Source organism: Enterobacter sp. SLBN-59 (assembly GCF_024807915.1).
GTDB lineage: Bacteria > Pseudomonadota > Gammaproteobacteria > Enterobacterales > Enterobacteriaceae > Enterobacter > Enterobacter asburiae_B.
The window spans coordinates 1,698,203-1,712,793 of the sequence record NZ_JANUFI010000001.1; the positions used below are offsets into that span (position 1 = coordinate 1,698,203).

Below are 14,591 nucleotides of genomic sequence, written 5' to 3' on the forward strand. Positions count from 1 at the left end.
CTTACCGGGCGTAAAGCACTTAATTATTGTTATTGCGTATCTCGTTCCAGATCTTATCGCAACGCTTCGCCACTTCCTGATCGTTACCGGTTTTACGCGCCTGAATACAGGCCTGGTAATCCATCACGCGGACGTTTTCCTGCGTCGCGAACTGCTCATGCGCTTTCTCTTTCTTCAGCACGTTCAGCACGCTCTGACAGGCTTGAATTTTCTCCGGCGATCCTTCCGCAGTATTTATGCAGGCGCTATACGCCTCCTTCAGACGGGAGTCCTCTTTCGGCGCCTGATTCTGAGCACACGCCACCAGCCCTGATGCCAGCAACGCGACGATTACAATTTTTTTCATCATGTGCAGTCTCCATGCCGGCGGGACTCAGCCCGCCGGTGCGTTCATCAGAAGATGGTGAATGGGGCAATAACCATGAATTTCACGTCACGCTCATCCTGGAAGATGTTGCCGTAACCGCCCGCATAGCTCGGGATATCGGAGTGGTTGTCATACTGGGTGAAGTGCAGTTTGAACATCGTGCCTTTCGCACGGCCATCCTGCAGGGTATAGATAGCATCGAGGCTGTAGGAAGACTCTTTCAGGCGATAGTTGGGATCGTAGTATGCGTCCGGCGTGGCCATATCGGCAGGTTTTGCGTCCCAGGCGTAAGCGTAAGAAGCGCCCACCGCCCAGCCAGGCAGGTTCCAGTTTTTCAGGTCATACATTGCGCCGAAGAAGACCGCTTTCTCGCCGTCGGCGTTGAAGTCTGAGCGATTATCCCACCAGATATCAAGACGACCGTTGGAGGAGGCGTAGGTCGGGGTCATACGCTGCAGGAAGTAGCCCTGCTGCCCTTCCGCCTTCACCCATGTGCCTTCCAGACGCAAATCAACCTGACCGACCTTGTAGCCGAAGGTTAACGCCTGCAGCCACGCGGTGCCGTCATAAATGTCGTTGACGCCACCGTTGCTGACTTTGTCGCGCGTACCGTAGAACTGGTAGCTGGTGCTCAGCGGGCTACCCGCGACATCGAATTTATAGCTGGCCTTAGCAAAGTACTGATCGACATAGCCCTGTGCCTGACCGAATGCCGCTTCCAGCACCAGATCGTTTTTGAAGTCGTACTTCGCGCCCAGCGAGTGCAGGTAATCGACTTTGGTTTTTTTATCGTTCTGGTAGAACTTGTCCATTTCGATGTGCCACGGTGCTTTGTACTCGTTGGTCCACATATAGGAGAAGCTCAACGCACCCGCATCACCGTAGTCAAAGTTCGCCCCGGCTTCGGCACCCTGATAGGTACCCGGCATAAAGCTCCAGTGCGGTGCTAACAGAGTCTGGCCAGTTGGCTGAATATAACCACCGCGCGCCCAAACCGGACCGTATTTAAATTTTGCAGCGGCTTTGTAAAGGCTGATACCGCTCTTATCCCCGGACCAGTCTTCTTTATAGGCTTTGTTGCTGGAGGAGAAGGCAATTTCGTTCGGGTGGGCGCTGTCGCCGTTTTCCGCCATTTCAATCGCGGTAAACGCAGCAATATCCAGACCAAACATGTCCGCGGCATAGCCTGACTGGAAGTCCAGGTTGGCGTTCCAGGTGGAGTGAGAAAGGTTGGTTTTGTATTTGTCTTCGGTGACGTCTTTACGGTCACGTTCACGCTGCCAGTAATAAATACCGCCCGTGAGGGTAGAATCATCGATGAAGCCCGCCGCTTTCGCCTCTGGTGTCACCACCAGACCCGACATTGCTGTCACACCGGCAATAGCCAGCGCCAGCGCACCACGTTTGCCACTGAACGTACGCATAGATTATTCCTCTTTGACGAATTAAAACGCCTGAAGCGGCGTAAATAAAAAAGACCAAATGGTCAGGGGTAGCTTTAAATACCCTCGAATTAACTACCGTCTTTAGGTTATTTTTCGCGACGCGAATTATCAATGCTTTTTAGCGGACAAAAGTCAGGACTATGACGAAGTGCACATAATTGGTAGCGCTTTGTAACATTTGTGAGGAGGCGAGGAATGGCGGGGAATTATCAGGTATTTCAGTGGCTAGACGTGAGAATTCTTTCCTTTTTTATAACCTTTTTAATTTCCGCAATGATACAAACTTTTTTTTGAAAAATAAGTAGCACCTCATTGACCTGATATTTTTATCACGCCTTTTTAGGCCCTGGCTTAATACCCTGATCGTAAAATAAAAAAACGCCGCATAGTGCGGCGTTTGTCTCTCATTGACCAGACCAGCAATATTATTCGCCGATCTTCGTCCAGGTATCACGCAGACCTACGGTACGGTTGAATACCGGTTTTTCCGCCGTGCTGTAACGGCTGTCCAGGCAGAAGTAACCTTCACGTTCGAACTGGAACGCTTTGCCCGCTTCAGCGGCTTTCAGAGAAGGCTCCGCATAACCCTGCTTGATCACCAGAGATTCCGGGTTGATGGTCGCCAGGAAGTCTTCCGCTGCACCTGGGTTAGGCACGCTGAACAGACGATCGTACAGACGAATTTCTACCGGCAGCGCGTGGGAAGCGCTCACCCAGTGAATCACGCCTTTCACCTTGCGGCCATCCGCCGGATCTTTGCTCAGCGTTTCAGCGTCATAAGAACAGAAGATAGTGGTGATATTCCCTTCAGCATCTTTCTCTACGCGCTCGGCTTTGATGACGTAGGCATTACGCAGACGCACTTCTTTACCCAGCACCAGACGCTTGTACTGCTTGTTGGCTTCTTCGCGGAAGTCAGCGCGGTCAATCCAGATGTCACCGCTGAACGGCACGTCACGGCTACCCATTTCCGGTTTGTTCGGATGATTAGGCATGGAGACCAGCTCGCTTTCACCCTGCGGATAGTTTTCGATAACCAGTTTCACCGGGTCGATAACGGCCATCGCGCGCGGGGCGTTTTCGTTGAGATCTTCGCGAATGCAGGATTCAAGGGAGGCCATCTCAATGGTGTTGTCCTGCTTGGTCACGCCGATGCGTTTGCAGAACTCACGAATAGAGGCGGCAGTGTAACCACGACGGCGCAGACCAGAGATGGTTGGCATACGTGGGTCATCCCAGCCTTCAACGTGCTTGTCGGTCACCAGCAGGTTCAGCTTACGCTTGGACATCACGGTGTATTCCAGATTCAGACGAGAGAACTCGTACTGGCGCGGATGTACAGGAATGGTGATGTTGTCCAGAACCCAGTCGTACAGACGACGGTTGTCCTGGAACTCCAGCGTACACAGGGAGTGCGTAATGCCTTCCAGCGCATCGCTAATGCAGTGGGTAAAGTCGTACATCGGGTAGATGCACCACTTGTTGCCGGTCTGATGGTGTTCCGCAAACTTAATGCGGTACAGCACCGGATCGCGCATCACGATGAACGGAGACGCCATGTCGATTTTGGCACGCAGGCACGCTTTGCCTTCTTCGAAGCCACCGGCACGCATTTTTTCAAACAGCGCAAGGTTCTCTTCCACGCTGCGATCGCGGAACGGGCTGTTTTTGCCCGGGGCGGTCAGCGTACCGCGATATTCACGGATTTCATCAGCAGACAGTTCGTCAACATACGCCAGACCCTTGTTGATCAGTTCAACCGCGTAGGCGTACAGCTGATCAAAATAGTCAGAGGAGTAGCAGATATCGCCAGACCAGTTGAAGCCCAGCCATTGCACGTCATTCTTGATGGACTCAACGTATTCGATGTCTTCTTTTACTGGGTTGGTGTCATCGAAACGCAGGTTGCACTGTCCCTGGTAGTCTTGCGCAATGCCAAAGTTCAGGCAGATGGACTTCGCATGCCCGATATGCAGGTAGCCGTTCGGCTCCGGCGGGAAACGGGTATGAACTGTGGTGTGCTTACCACTGGCCAGATCTTCATCGATGATCTGACGAATAAAGTTACTCGGGCGGGCTTCTGCCTCACTCATCGTGGATTCCTCAAAGCGTAAACAACGTATAACGGCGTATGATCTTATAAGCCGGACGTAGTGACAACCCTTAGTTACGGAAAATACGTATCTGATGAAAATAATGGGGGCGTTTGCTGCAAAAAAAAGCGGCGGAGGATATCCCCCGCCGCTTAAGGCATGACTCTACTCAGGAGCGATTACTTGCCTTTAATCTCATACAGCGGTGTTTGACCCGCAACAACCTGACCTTTCGCCTGAATGACCAGGCCACTGAAGTCATCGATGTTGCTGCAAACGACCGGGCTTATCATTGAGCGCGCGTTGGCGTTCAGGAAGTCCAGATCCATTTCCAGAATCGGCTGCCCGGCCACCACTTCAGCGCCCTCTTCCACCAGGCGAGTAAAGCCCTGACCGTTCAGCGCAACGGTATCGATACCCATATGGACAACGATCTCCGCGCCATTTTCGGTTTCGAGGCAGAACGCGTGGTTGGTGTTGAAGATTTTCACGATGGTACCGGCCGCCGGAGACACAACGGTTTTTTCCGTTGGTTTCACCGCCACACCGTCACCAACCGCTTTGCTGGCGAAGGCTTCGTCAGGCACCTGCTCAATCGCAACCACTTCACCTGTTACCGGTGAAACCAGCGCGGCTACCGTTTTGGCGTTCGGTACCGCCTGCGGTTTTGCAGCCGCTGCCGCGGCGGCAGGTGCGGCAGAAGCTTCTGCTGCGGCTACCGGACCAGTGGTTTTCATGGCATTAGCAATTTTCTCTGCCACGAAGCCAACGATAATCTGCACGCTGGTTTTGTTCAGGCGAATAACACCGGAAGCACCCAGACGTTTAGCCAGCGCTTCGTTCACCAGGGAAGAGTCTTTGACGTTCAGACGCAGACGAGTGATACAGGCGTCGATACCGGTCAGGTTGTCAGAACCGCCGACAGCGGCGATGTACTGACGCGCCAGGCCTGAAACGTCCTGATCCTGAGCACCGCTCACGTTCACATCCTGACCATCCGCTTCGCTACCGGCCACGGCCAGTTCACGACCCGGGGTCATCAGGTTGAATTTGGTAATAGTGAAACGGAACACCATGTAGTAGATCGCGAAGAACACCAGACCTTGCGGGATCAGCATCCACCAGTGGGTCGCCAGCGGGTTACGGGACGACAGCACCATATCCACCAGACCGGCGCTGAAGCCGAAACCGGCAATCCAGTGCATGCTGGCAGCGATGAACACGGAGATACCGGTCAGCACGGCGTGGATCACATACAGAACCGGCGCCACGAACATGAAGGAGAACTCCAGCGGCTCGGTGATACCGGTGAAGAAGGCCGCGAACGCCCCCGCCATCATGATACCCAGCACTTTCGCTTTGTTCTCTGGACGCGCGCAGTGGTAGATAGCCAGCGCAGCACCCGGCAAACCAAACATCATGATCGGGAAGAAGCCCGCCTGGTAACGACCGGTGATACCGACAACCGCTTTACCTGCTTCGATGGATTGTGCGCCACCCAGGAAGTTAGGGATATCGTTAATACCGGCAACGTCGAACCAGAATACGGAGTTCAGCGCATGGTGCAGACCGACCGGGATCAGCAGACGGTTGAAGAACGCGTACACGCCCGCACCGACAGAACCCAGCTTCTGGATGTGCTCACCGAAGTTCACCAGACCGTCGAAGATCATCGGCCAGACGTACATCATGATGAACGCAACAACGATCATCACAAACGAGGTCAGGATAGGAACCAGGCGGCGACCGCTAAAGAAGGAGAGTGCTTTTGGCAGCTCTACGCTGCTGAAGCGGTTATACAGTTCGGCGGAGATGATACCCACAAGGATACCGACGAACTGGTTGCTGATCTTACCGAACGCCGCCGGAACCTGGTCCGCCGGAATTTTTTGGATCATGGCCACCGCTGCAGGCGAGCAGAGGGTGGTTAACACGAGGAAACCGACAAAACCGGTCAGCGCAGCGGCACCGTCTTTGTCTTTGGACATACCGTAAGCCACACCAATCGCGAACAACACGGACATGTTGTCGATAATGGCGGAACCTGACTTGATAAAGAACGCCGCCAGCGCGCTGGTATTACCCCAGCCGTTGGGGTCGATCCAGTAGCCGACACCCATCAGGATGGCTGCGGCAGGCAGCGTGGCGACCGGCACCATAAGCGCGCGGCCAACCTTTTGTAAATAACCTAGAATACTCACTTTCTTCCCCCTATGAGACCCCGTTTAAGGCATGTTCTCAGCTCTGTTTTTTATTGTGTCACGAACTATAGATACAGTTGATGCTTCACTGGCATTGTGAGTGTGTGAAAAATTAATTCGTATCGCAAATTAAACGCGTACTTTTTGTGATTTTTGTCACCAAATATCGTTATTCACCCTCCCTTATACTGGCTAACAGCGAAAACTTATTTTATCATTCAAAAAATCAAGGCGGATTGATCCGGCCTGAAAGTTTCCAGGTTACGCTTAAGTATCAGGTCCCGATAGCCATCCGCCCACTCTTCTACTTAAACTCTTGAGGTGAACAATGAGACTGATTCCCCTGGCAACTGCTGAACAAGTCGGTAAATGGGCCGCTCGCCATATCGTTAACCGTATTAACGCCTTTAAACCGACCGCCGATCGTCCTTTCGTTCTTGGACTTCCGACAGGCGGCACGCCGCTGACCGCCTATAAGGCGCTGGTTGAGATGCATAAAGCAGGCCAGGTTAGCTTTAAACATGTTGTGACCTTCAATATGGATGAATACGTTGGCTTACCGAAAGACCACCCGGAAAGCTACCATAGCTTTATGCACCGCAATTTCTTTGATCACGTTGATATTCCATCTGAAAATATTAACCTGCTGAATGGAAACGCGCCTGATATTGACGCAGAATGCCGTCAGTATGAAGAAAAAATCCGTTCTTACGGTAAGATCCACCTGTTCATGGGTGGTGTAGGTAATGATGGTCATATCGCGTTTAACGAACCGGCGTCATCTCTGGCTTCCCGCACCCGTATTAAAACGCTGACCCATGACACGCGCGTGGCAAACTCCCGCTTCTTTGACGGCGATGTTAACCAGGTTCCAAAATACGCCCTGACCGTAGGCGTAGGCACCCTGCTGGATGCCGAAGAAGTGATGATTCTGGTGCTGGGCGGCGTGAAAGCGCAAGCGCTCCAGGCTGCCGTTGAAGGCAACGTTAACCATATGTGGACCATCAGCTGCCTGCAGCTGCATCCTAAATCCGTCATCGTCTGCGACGAACCGTCCACGATGGAGCTGAAGGTAAAAACGCTGAAATACTTCAACGAGTTAGAAGCTGAGAACATCAAAGGTCTGTAATTGAATAACCGCCTCTTCAACAAGAGGCGGCCGCTTTTTTTAACCGGGGGTCGTTATGTACGCTTTAACCCACGGTCGGATTTATACCGGCCATGAAATTCTGGATGACCATGCGATTGTTATCGCTGATGGCCTGATTGAACGTGTTTGCCCGCTGGCAGAACTGCCGCCGGAGATTGAACAGCGCTCACTCAATGGAGCAGTAATCTCCCCCGGTTTCATCGACGTACAGCTCAACGGCTGCGGCGGTGTGCAATTCAATGACACTGCGGATGCGGTGACGGTCGAAACGCTGGAGATCATGCAGAAAGCCAACGAGAAATCGGGCTGCACCAGCTATTTGCCAACGCTCATCACCAGCAGTGATGACCTCATGAAGCAGGGTATCCGCGTGATGCGCGAATACCTGGCCAAACACTCTAACCAGGCGCTGGGTCTGCACCTTGAAGGGCCATGGCTGAATATGGTCAAGAAAGGAACGCATAACCCGAATTACGTGCGTAAACCGGATGCGGAGCTGGTTGACTACATGTGTGCGAACGCCGATGTGATCACCAAAGTGACGCTGGCGCCTGAAATGACGGGTACGGATGTCATCAGCAAACTGGCTGGTGCCGGGATTATCGTTTCAGCTGGCCACTCAAACGCGACGCTGAAAGAAGCGAAAGCCGGTTTCCGCGCGGGCATTACTTTCGCAACGCACCTTTACAACGCTATGCCGTATATCACAGGCCGTGAACCGGGTCTGGTCGGGGCGATTCTGGATGAACCAGACGTTTACTGCGGCATTATTGCTGACGGCTTACACGTCGATTACACCAACATTCGCAACGCTAAGCGGCTGAAAGGTGACAAGCTTTGTCTGGTGACGGATGCCACCGCACCGGCAGGTGCAAATATTGAGCAGTTCATTTTTGCCGGTAAAACAATATACTACCGCAATGGACTGTGTGTGGATGAAAACGGTACGCTGAGCGGTTCCTCTTTAACCATGATTGAAGGGGTGCGTAACCTGGTTGAACATTGCGGGATTGCGCTTGATGAAGTCCTGCGTATGGCCACCCTTTATCCGGCGCGCGCAATGGGCGTGGATAAACAGCTCGGCGAAATTGCACCAGGTATGGTTGCAAACCTGACGGCATTCACACACGATTATAAAATTATTAAGACCATCGTTAATGGTAACGAGGTCGTCACTGAGTAAGTAAAAGTATGACACCTGGCGGACAAGCTCAAATCGGTAATGTCGATCTCGTTAAACAACTTAACAGTGCGGCGGTATACCGCCTGATTGACCAGCACGGACCAATCTCGCGAATTCAGATAGCCGAACAGAGCCAGCTTGCTCCCGCCAGCGTGACAAAAATTACCCGCCAGCTCATTGAGCGCGGTCTGATCAAAGAAGTCGATCAGCAGGCCTCCACCGGGGGCCGCCGCGCGATCTCCATTATTACCGAAACCCGCAATTTTCAGGCCATTGGCGTCCGTCTGGGCCGCCATGACACCACGCTCACGCTGTACGATCTGAGCAGTAAAGCCATTGCGGAAGAGCACTACCCTCTTCCGGAGCGCACCCAGGAGACGCTGGAGCATGCGCTGCTGAATACCATTGCGCAGTTTATTGAAAGCTGTCAGCGCAAGATCCGTGAACTCATTGCCATCTCCGTGATTCTGCCCGGACTGGTCGACCCGGAAAGCGGCGTGATCCGCTATATGCCGCATATTCAGGTTGAAAACTGGGGGCTGGTCGACGCGCTGGAAAAGCGTTTTAAGGTGACCTGCTTTGTGGGCCACGACATTCGCTCTCTGGCGCTGGCAGAGCACTACTTTGGTGCGAGCCAGGACTGTGAAGACTCTATTCTGGTGCGCGTTCACCGCGGAACGGGCGCCGGTATTATCTCTAACGGCCGTATTTTTATTGGTCGCAACGGTAACGTCGGCGAGATCGGCCACATTCAGGTTGAACCCCTCGGGGAGCGCTGCCACTGCGGCAACTTCGGCTGCCTTGAAACGATTGCCGCCAACACGGCCATCGAGCAGCGCGTTCGCCATCTCCTTGAACAGGGTTACCAAAGCCGCGTCACGCTGGACGATTGCAAGATAGGCACCATCTGCAAAGCCGCCAATAAAGGCGACGCGCTGGCCTGTGAAGTGATTGAGCAGGTAGGCCGCCATCTGGGGAAAACCATCGCCATCGCCATTAACCTGTTTAACCCCCAGAAAGTGGTGATCGCCGGTGAAATTGTGGAGGCGGAAAAGGTGCTGCTCCCCGCCATTGAAGGCTGTATTAACACCCAGGCGCTGAAAGCATTCCGCCAGAACCTCCCGGTGGTTCGTTCAAAGCTTGACCATCGCTCGGCGATTGGCGCGTTCGCGCTGGTCAAACGCGCCATGCTCAACGGAATTCTGCTGCAGCATTTGCTGGAAAGTTGATCGGACCTTATAGTAACGCCTTCTTTTTTTGATGTCGGACTGTCCATGACCATTAAGAATGTAATTTGTGATATCGACGGCGTGCTGATGCACGACAACGTTGCCGTGCCGGGTGCTGCGGAGTTTCTTCACCGCATCATCGACAAAGGAATGCCTCTGGTTCTGCTCACGAACTACCCTTCCCAAACCGGTCAGGATCTGGCTAACCGCTTTGCCACGGCGGGCGTCGACGTTCCGGACAGCGTGTTTTATACCTCGGCAATGGCCACGGCGGATTTCCTGAAGCGTCAGGAAGGAAAAAAAGCCTACGTGGTGGGTGAAGGTGCGCTGATACACGAGCTGTATAAAGCTGGCTTTACCATCACTGACGTGAACCCGGACTTTGTGATTGTCGGCGAAACGCGCTCCTTTAACTGGGAGATGATGCATAAGGCAGCATACTTTGTCGCCAGCGGCGCGCGCTTTATCGCGACCAACCCGGATACGCACGGCCGGGGTTTTTATCCGGCCTGCGGCGCGCTGTGCGCCGGTATCGAAAAAATCTCAGGCCGTCAGCCGTTTGTGGTCGGTAAACCGAGCCCGTGGATCATTCGTGCCGCGCTCAACAAGATGCAGGCCCACTCTGAAGAAACCGTTATTGTCGGCGACAACCTGCGCACCGATATTCTGGCCGGATTCCAGGCGGGTCTGGAGACGATTCTGGTCCTCTCCGGCGTCTCTCAACTTGATGACATTGATTCGATGCCGTTCCGGCCAAGCTGGATTTACCCCTCCGTCGATGAAATCGACATCATCTGATACCGAACCACGCCTCAGGGCGTGGTTTTTCATTTATGGCCTACAAAAATAAAGTCTCATCTAACAAAAAGCACGTTTCATTGCAAAATCATCAATAAAAGAATTTCTGGCGTGCTCTTTTTTCACTATTCCGCAATCACTATTGCACTATTTCCGTTTTCACCCGTAAAACGCTTGCGCGCCCTGCCCCTTTGCGGCATTTTCATAAGCAAGCAACATTACAAAGCAACAGGGTTAACGGAGAAGGTTATGTGTTCAATTTTTGGCGTACTGGATATTAAAACTGACGCGGGCGAACTGCGTAAAAAGGCACTCGAACTGTCCCGCCTGATGCGTCACCGCGGTCCGGACTGGTCAGGCGTTTACGCCAGTGATAAAGCGATTCTGGCTCACGAACGTCTGTCCATTGTTGACGTCAACGCCGGTGCACAGCCGCTGTATAACGAGAAAAAAACGCACGCGCTGGCTGTCAACGGTGAGATCTACAACCACCAGGCGCTGCGCGCCGAATACGGCGACCGCTACGCTTTCCAGACCGGTTCTGACTGTGAAGTGATCCTGGCGCTGTATCAGGAGAAAGGGCCCGAGTTCCTGGACGACCTGCAGGGCATGTTCGCCTTCGCCCTGTACGACAGCGAAAAAGACGCTTACCTGATTGGCCGTGACCATATCGGCATTATCCCGCTGTATATGGGCCACGATGAGCACGGCAACTTCTACGTGGCCTCTGAAATGAAAGCCCTGGTGCCGGTATGCCGCACCATTAAAGAGTTCCCGGCGGGCAGCTATCTGTGGAGCAAAGACGGCGAGATCCGCTCCTATTACCAGCGTGACTGGTTCGACTATGATGCGGTAAAAGACAACGTCACGGACAAAGCCGAGCTGCGCCAGGCCCTTGAAGACTCCGTGAAAAGCCACCTGATGTCTGACGTGCCCTACGGCGTGCTGCTCTCCGGCGGTCTGGACTCCTCCGTGATCTCCGCGATCACCAAGAAATTCGCGGCCCGTCGCGTGGAAGATCAGGAGCGCTCAGAAGCCTGGTGGCCACAGCTGCACTCTTTTGCCGTTGGCCTGGAAGGGGCTCCTGACCTGAAAGCCGCGCAGGAAGTGGCGAACCACCTCGGCACCGTGCACCATGAGATTCACTTCACCGTGCAGGAAGGTCTGGATGCGATCCGCGATGTGATCTATCACATTGAAACCTATGACGTGACCACCATCCGCGCCTCAACGCCGATGTACCTGATGTCGCGTAAGATCAAAGCGATGGGCATCAAGATGGTGCTCTCCGGTGAAGGTTCTGACGAAGTGTTTGGCGGCTACCTGTACTTCCACAAAGCACCGAACGCCAAAGAGCTGCACGAAGAGACCGTGCGTAAGCTGCAGGCGCTACACATGTTCGACTGTGCGCGTGCCAACAAAGCGATGTCGGCCTGGGGCGTGGAAGCGCGCGTGCCGTTCCTGGATAAGAAATTCCTCGACGTGGCGATGCGCATCAACCCGCAGGACAAGATGTGCGGCAACGGCAAAATGGAAAAACATATCCTGCGTGAGTGTTTTGAATCCTACCTGCCGGCGAGCGTGGCATGGCGTCAGAAAGAGCAGTTCTCTGATGGCGTAGGTTATAGCTGGATCGACACCCTGAAAGAGGTCGCGGCGAAACAGGTTTCTGACCAACAGCTGGAAACCGCGAGCTTCCGCTTCCCGTACAACACGCCGGGCTCGAAAGAGGCCTATCTGTATCGTGAAATTTTTGAAGAGCTGTTCCCGGTACCGAGTGCCGCGGAGTGCGTACCGGGTGGCCCGTCCGTCGCCTGCTCTTCTGCCAAAGCGATTGAATGGGATGAATCTTTCAAATCCATGAACGATCCGTCAGGACGCGCGGTAGGCGTTCACCAGTCAGCCTACAAATAATCACTCAGATTGCAATCGGGCCCCTCAGGGGCCTGATTTTTTTGCCTCACATTTCACCGTCTAAATCTGATTAATAACCAATAATTGCCGAATATTCGGCCACGCTGTTCGCAACCTAACCAAACAGTCACATTCCGGCTATTTTCGTTGAAAAAGGTGTTGACGCTGCAAGGGTCTATACGCATAATGCGCCCCGCAACGCCGATAAGGTAACGCGAAAAAAGATGGCTACGTAGCTCAGTTGGTTAGAGCACATCACTCATAATGATGGGGTCACAGGTTCGAATCCCGTCGTAGCCACCATCTTTTTTGCGGGAGTGGCGAAATTGGTAGACGCACCAGATTTAGGTTCTGGCGCCGCAAGGTGTGCGAGTTCAAGTCTCGCCTCCCGCACCATTCCCGGGTAAGCGTTGCACGGATGGGGTATCGCCAAGCGGTAAGGCACCGGTTTTTGATACCGGCATTCCCTGGTTCGAATCCAGGTACCCCAGCCATATTTCTTCGATTTTGCGGTTCTCCGCGGTATTGGGGTATCGCCAAGCGGTAAGGCACCGGTTTTTGATACCGGCATTCCCTGGTTCGAATCCAGGTACCCCAGCCATCGAAGATTGCAGTACTGGCTACGTAGCTCAGTTGGTTAGAGCACATCACTCATAATGATGGGGTCACAGGTTCGAATCCCGTCGTAGCCACCAAATTAAGATTGTCGATTTTCGGTAATCAAGACAAATTGTTGGGGTATCGCCAAGCGGTAAGGCACCGGATTCTGATTCCGGCATTCCGAGGTTCGAATCCTCGTACCCCAGCCAATTTAAAAAGTCGTTAAGCAGTTTGTTTAACGCAATTGGGGTGTCGCCAAGCGGTAAGGCTCTGGTTTCTGATACCAGCATTCCGGGGTTCGAATCCCTGCACCCCAGCCACTTAAGTAACAAAAAAGCCCGCTCTGCGGGCTTTTTTGTTTTTGTTGTTCAGAATGGTGCGGCCTGATGCCCTCACCCTGACCCTCTCCCACTGGGAGAGGGGAAAAAGATTAGAGTCCCAGCGCGTATTTCAGCGCCTGACGCTTCAGACCACCGGCACGTTCCGCTGCCATCAATCCAATATTACGCAGAATGCGCACCGGGGCTAAGTCATTGCTGAACCCGGCATAAAACAGATCCATCCCCGACTGCATAATAAAGTTATCCGCCATGCGTCGCGTCTGGTAACGCTTCAGGATCTGATGGCTGGCCCAGTTTTCCGCGTGCCCGCGGGCGCTGCTCAGCACATCCAGTAACGCATCGACATCACGGTACCCCAGGTTCACGCCCTGCCCGGCCAGCGGATGAATGGTGTGTGCCGCATCGCCCACCAGCGCCAGCCCTTCACGGGCATACTGCAAAGCATGGCGGCGCGTGAGCGGAAATGCACCTGCAGCGACCGGCGTCACGTTGCCCAGACGGCTCGGGAAATGCAGGCGGATTTCCCGCTGCAATTGTTCCATTGTAAGCCCCTGCAGCTGGCGAATGCGTGCCGGTTTGTCGTACCAGACCAGCGATGCCCAGTTATCAAACAGCGGTAAAAAGGCATGCGGGCCATTCGGCGTAAAGTGCTGCCACGTGCTTTCACCCGGCGCATGCTCGCACTCGACGGTAATCAGCATGCAGGACTGCTCATACTGCCAGGCATGAACGCCAATTCCCGCCATCTGTCTGACCTGCGAGTTAGCGCCGTCCGCTCCGACGACGAGCTTCACGGCCAGTTCATCGCCGCTGTCGAGCGTCAGCAAATACCCGCTCTCGTGAGGATGCAGTGCCTTAATCGACGCCGGAACGCGCAGCGTCACCTTCGGATGCGCCTCCAGCGCCAGCCAGAGCGCCTGCTGGAGCACATTGTTTTCCACCATATAACCCAGGCGCGGCAGCTTCAGCTCAGCGGCATCAAACTCGACGTGGGCATTTTCCCACTCCCAGGTTTCAAGACGGCTGTAAGGATGGGCGCGCATCGCCAGCACCGCCTCCCAGACGCCCAGCCCGCGCAGCAGATCGACGGACGCCGCGCTGATCGCGGATATGCGCACATCCGGTTTGCTCGCGGGATCGAATGCCGGCGGAGCAGCCTGTTCGATTACCGTTACCTCAAATCCCTGCTGCGCCAGCCCCAGCGCCAGCGCGCCGCCGACCATACCGCCGCCGACAACGGCAACTTCGGTGTGTAGGAGTGTCATGGTCA

Annotated in this window: 10 protein-coding genes and 7 tRNA genes; 12 read left to right on the forward strand and 5 right to left on the reverse strand. The window is 54.0% G+C overall.

Translation table 11 applies throughout. The features are described 5' to 3' along the window. Nucleotides 1–19 precede the first annotated feature (19 nt). The 4 genes from chiQ to nagE form a co-directional block, all read right to left on the reverse strand. Nucleotides 20–346 (reverse strand): ChiQ/YbfN family lipoprotein, encoded by a 327-nt coding sequence (chiQ, locus tag M2422_RS08065; protein WP_064673663.1) that lies wholly within the window; start codon nucleotides 344–346, stop codon nucleotides 20–22. A 47-nt stretch (nucleotides 347–393) separates the two neighbouring features. Continuing rightward, nucleotides 394–1,791 carry a chitoporin ChiP gene (chiP, locus tag M2422_RS08070; protein WP_064673649.1) on the reverse strand — a complete coding sequence of 466 codons (1,398 nt, stop codon included), beginning with the start codon at nucleotides 1,789–1,791 and terminating at the stop codon, nucleotides 394–396. Nucleotides 1,792–2,237: 446 nt separating this feature from the next. Continuing rightward, nucleotides 2,238–3,905, reverse strand: coding sequence for a glutamine--tRNA ligase (gene glnS, locus M2422_RS08075; protein WP_029740147.1), 1,668 nt, complete (start codon nucleotides 3,903–3,905; stop codon nucleotides 2,238–2,240). A gap of 179 nt (nucleotides 3,906–4,084) precedes the next feature. Further along, the gene (nagE, locus tag M2422_RS08080; RefSeq protein WP_074399202.1) at nucleotides 4,085–6,106 is read right to left on the reverse strand and encodes an N-acetylglucosamine-specific PTS transporter subunit IIBC; all 2,022 of its coding nucleotides are present in this window, start codon (nucleotides 6,104–6,106) and stop codon (nucleotides 4,085–4,087) included. A gap of 328 nt (nucleotides 6,107–6,434) precedes the next feature. Between nagE and nagB the strand changes: the two genes are divergently transcribed. From nagB to M2422_RS08140, 12 genes are all read left to right on the forward strand, one after another. Continuing rightward, nucleotides 6,435–7,235, forward strand: coding sequence for a glucosamine-6-phosphate deaminase (gene nagB, locus M2422_RS08085; protein ID WP_023310765.1), 801 nt, complete (start codon nucleotides 6,435–6,437; stop codon nucleotides 7,233–7,235). A gap of 55 nt (nucleotides 7,236–7,290) precedes the next feature. Then, on the forward strand, nucleotides 7,291–8,439 hold the full coding sequence (gene nagA / locus M2422_RS08090) for an N-acetylglucosamine-6-phosphate deacetylase (RefSeq protein WP_064673647.1): 1,149 nt from the start codon (nucleotides 7,291–7,293) through the stop codon (nucleotides 8,437–8,439). Between the two features lie 8 nt (nucleotides 8,440–8,447). Beyond that, the gene (locus M2422_RS08095; RefSeq protein ID WP_021242995.1) at nucleotides 8,448–9,668 is read left to right on the forward strand and encodes an N-acetylglucosamine repressor; all 1,221 of its coding nucleotides are present in this window, start codon (nucleotides 8,448–8,450) and stop codon (nucleotides 9,666–9,668) included. A 45-nt stretch (nucleotides 9,669–9,713) separates the two neighbouring features. After that, nucleotides 9,714–10,466, forward strand: a complete 753-nt coding sequence (gene nagD / locus M2422_RS08100) for a ribonucleotide monophosphatase NagD (protein ID WP_023310763.1) — start codon at nucleotides 9,714–9,716, stop codon at nucleotides 10,464–10,466. Nucleotides 10,467–10,715: 249 nt separating this feature from the next. Beyond that, on the forward strand, nucleotides 10,716–12,380 hold the full coding sequence (asnB, locus tag M2422_RS08105; protein WP_023310762.1) for an asparagine synthase B: 1,665 nt from the start codon (nucleotides 10,716–10,718) through the stop codon (nucleotides 12,378–12,380). Nucleotides 12,381–12,606: 226 nt separating this feature from the next. Continuing rightward, nucleotides 12,607–12,683, forward strand: a tRNA-Met gene (locus M2422_RS08110). Between the two features lie 8 nt (nucleotides 12,684–12,691). Continuing rightward, a tRNA-Leu gene (locus tag M2422_RS08115) sits at nucleotides 12,692–12,776 on the forward strand. 23 nt (nucleotides 12,777–12,799) lie between these two features. Then, nucleotides 12,800–12,874, forward strand: a tRNA-Gln gene (locus M2422_RS08120). A gap of 32 nt (nucleotides 12,875–12,906) precedes the next feature. Then, nucleotides 12,907–12,981: transfer RNA gene (locus M2422_RS08125), tRNA-Gln, on the forward strand. Between the two features lie 17 nt (nucleotides 12,982–12,998). Further along, a tRNA-Met gene (locus M2422_RS08130) sits at nucleotides 12,999–13,075 on the forward strand. A gap of 39 nt (nucleotides 13,076–13,114) precedes the next feature. Beyond that, nucleotides 13,115–13,189: transfer RNA gene (locus tag M2422_RS08135), tRNA-Gln, on the forward strand. Nucleotides 13,190–13,225: 36 nt separating this feature from the next. Next, nucleotides 13,226–13,300, forward strand: a tRNA-Gln gene (locus M2422_RS08140). Between the two features lie 110 nt (nucleotides 13,301–13,410). On the opposite strand, the gene ubiF is transcribed toward M2422_RS08140, so the two are convergent. Next, nucleotides 13,411–14,586, reverse strand: coding sequence for a 3-demethoxyubiquinol 3-hydroxylase (ubiF, locus tag M2422_RS08145; RefSeq protein ID WP_064673646.1), 1,176 nt, complete (start codon nucleotides 14,584–14,586; stop codon nucleotides 13,411–13,413). Nucleotides 14,587–14,591: the final 5 nt, after the last annotated feature.

Bases quoted from the DNA above. Each gene is read 5' to 3' on its own strand.
- asnB (WP_023310762.1), top strand. From the start codon at position 10,716: ATGTGTTCAATTTTTGGCGTACTGGATATTAAAACTGACGCGGGCGAA.
- M2422_RS08095 (WP_021242995.1), top strand. From the start codon at position 8,448: ATGACACCTGGCGGACAAGCTCAAATCGGTAATGTCGATCTCGTTAAA.
- glnS (WP_029740147.1), bottom strand. From the start codon at position 3,905: ATGAGTGAGGCAGAAGCCCGCCCGAGTAACTTTATTCGTCAGATCATC.
- ubiF (WP_064673646.1), bottom strand. From the start codon at position 14,586: ATGACACTCCTACACACCGAAGTTGCCGTTGTCGGCGGCGGTATGGTC.
- nagA (WP_064673647.1), top strand. From the start codon at position 7,291: ATGTACGCTTTAACCCACGGTCGGATTTATACCGGCCATGAAATTCTG.
- chiQ (WP_064673663.1), bottom strand. From the start codon at position 346: ATGAAAAAAATTGTAATCGTCGCGTTGCTGGCATCAGGGCTGGTGGCG.
- chiP (WP_064673649.1), bottom strand. From the start codon at position 1,791: ATGCGTACGTTCAGTGGCAAACGTGGTGCGCTGGCGCTGGCTATTGCC.
- nagD (WP_023310763.1), top strand. From the start codon at position 9,714: ATGACCATTAAGAATGTAATTTGTGATATCGACGGCGTGCTGATGCAC.
- nagB (WP_023310765.1), top strand. From the start codon at position 6,435: ATGAGACTGATTCCCCTGGCAACTGCTGAACAAGTCGGTAAATGGGCC.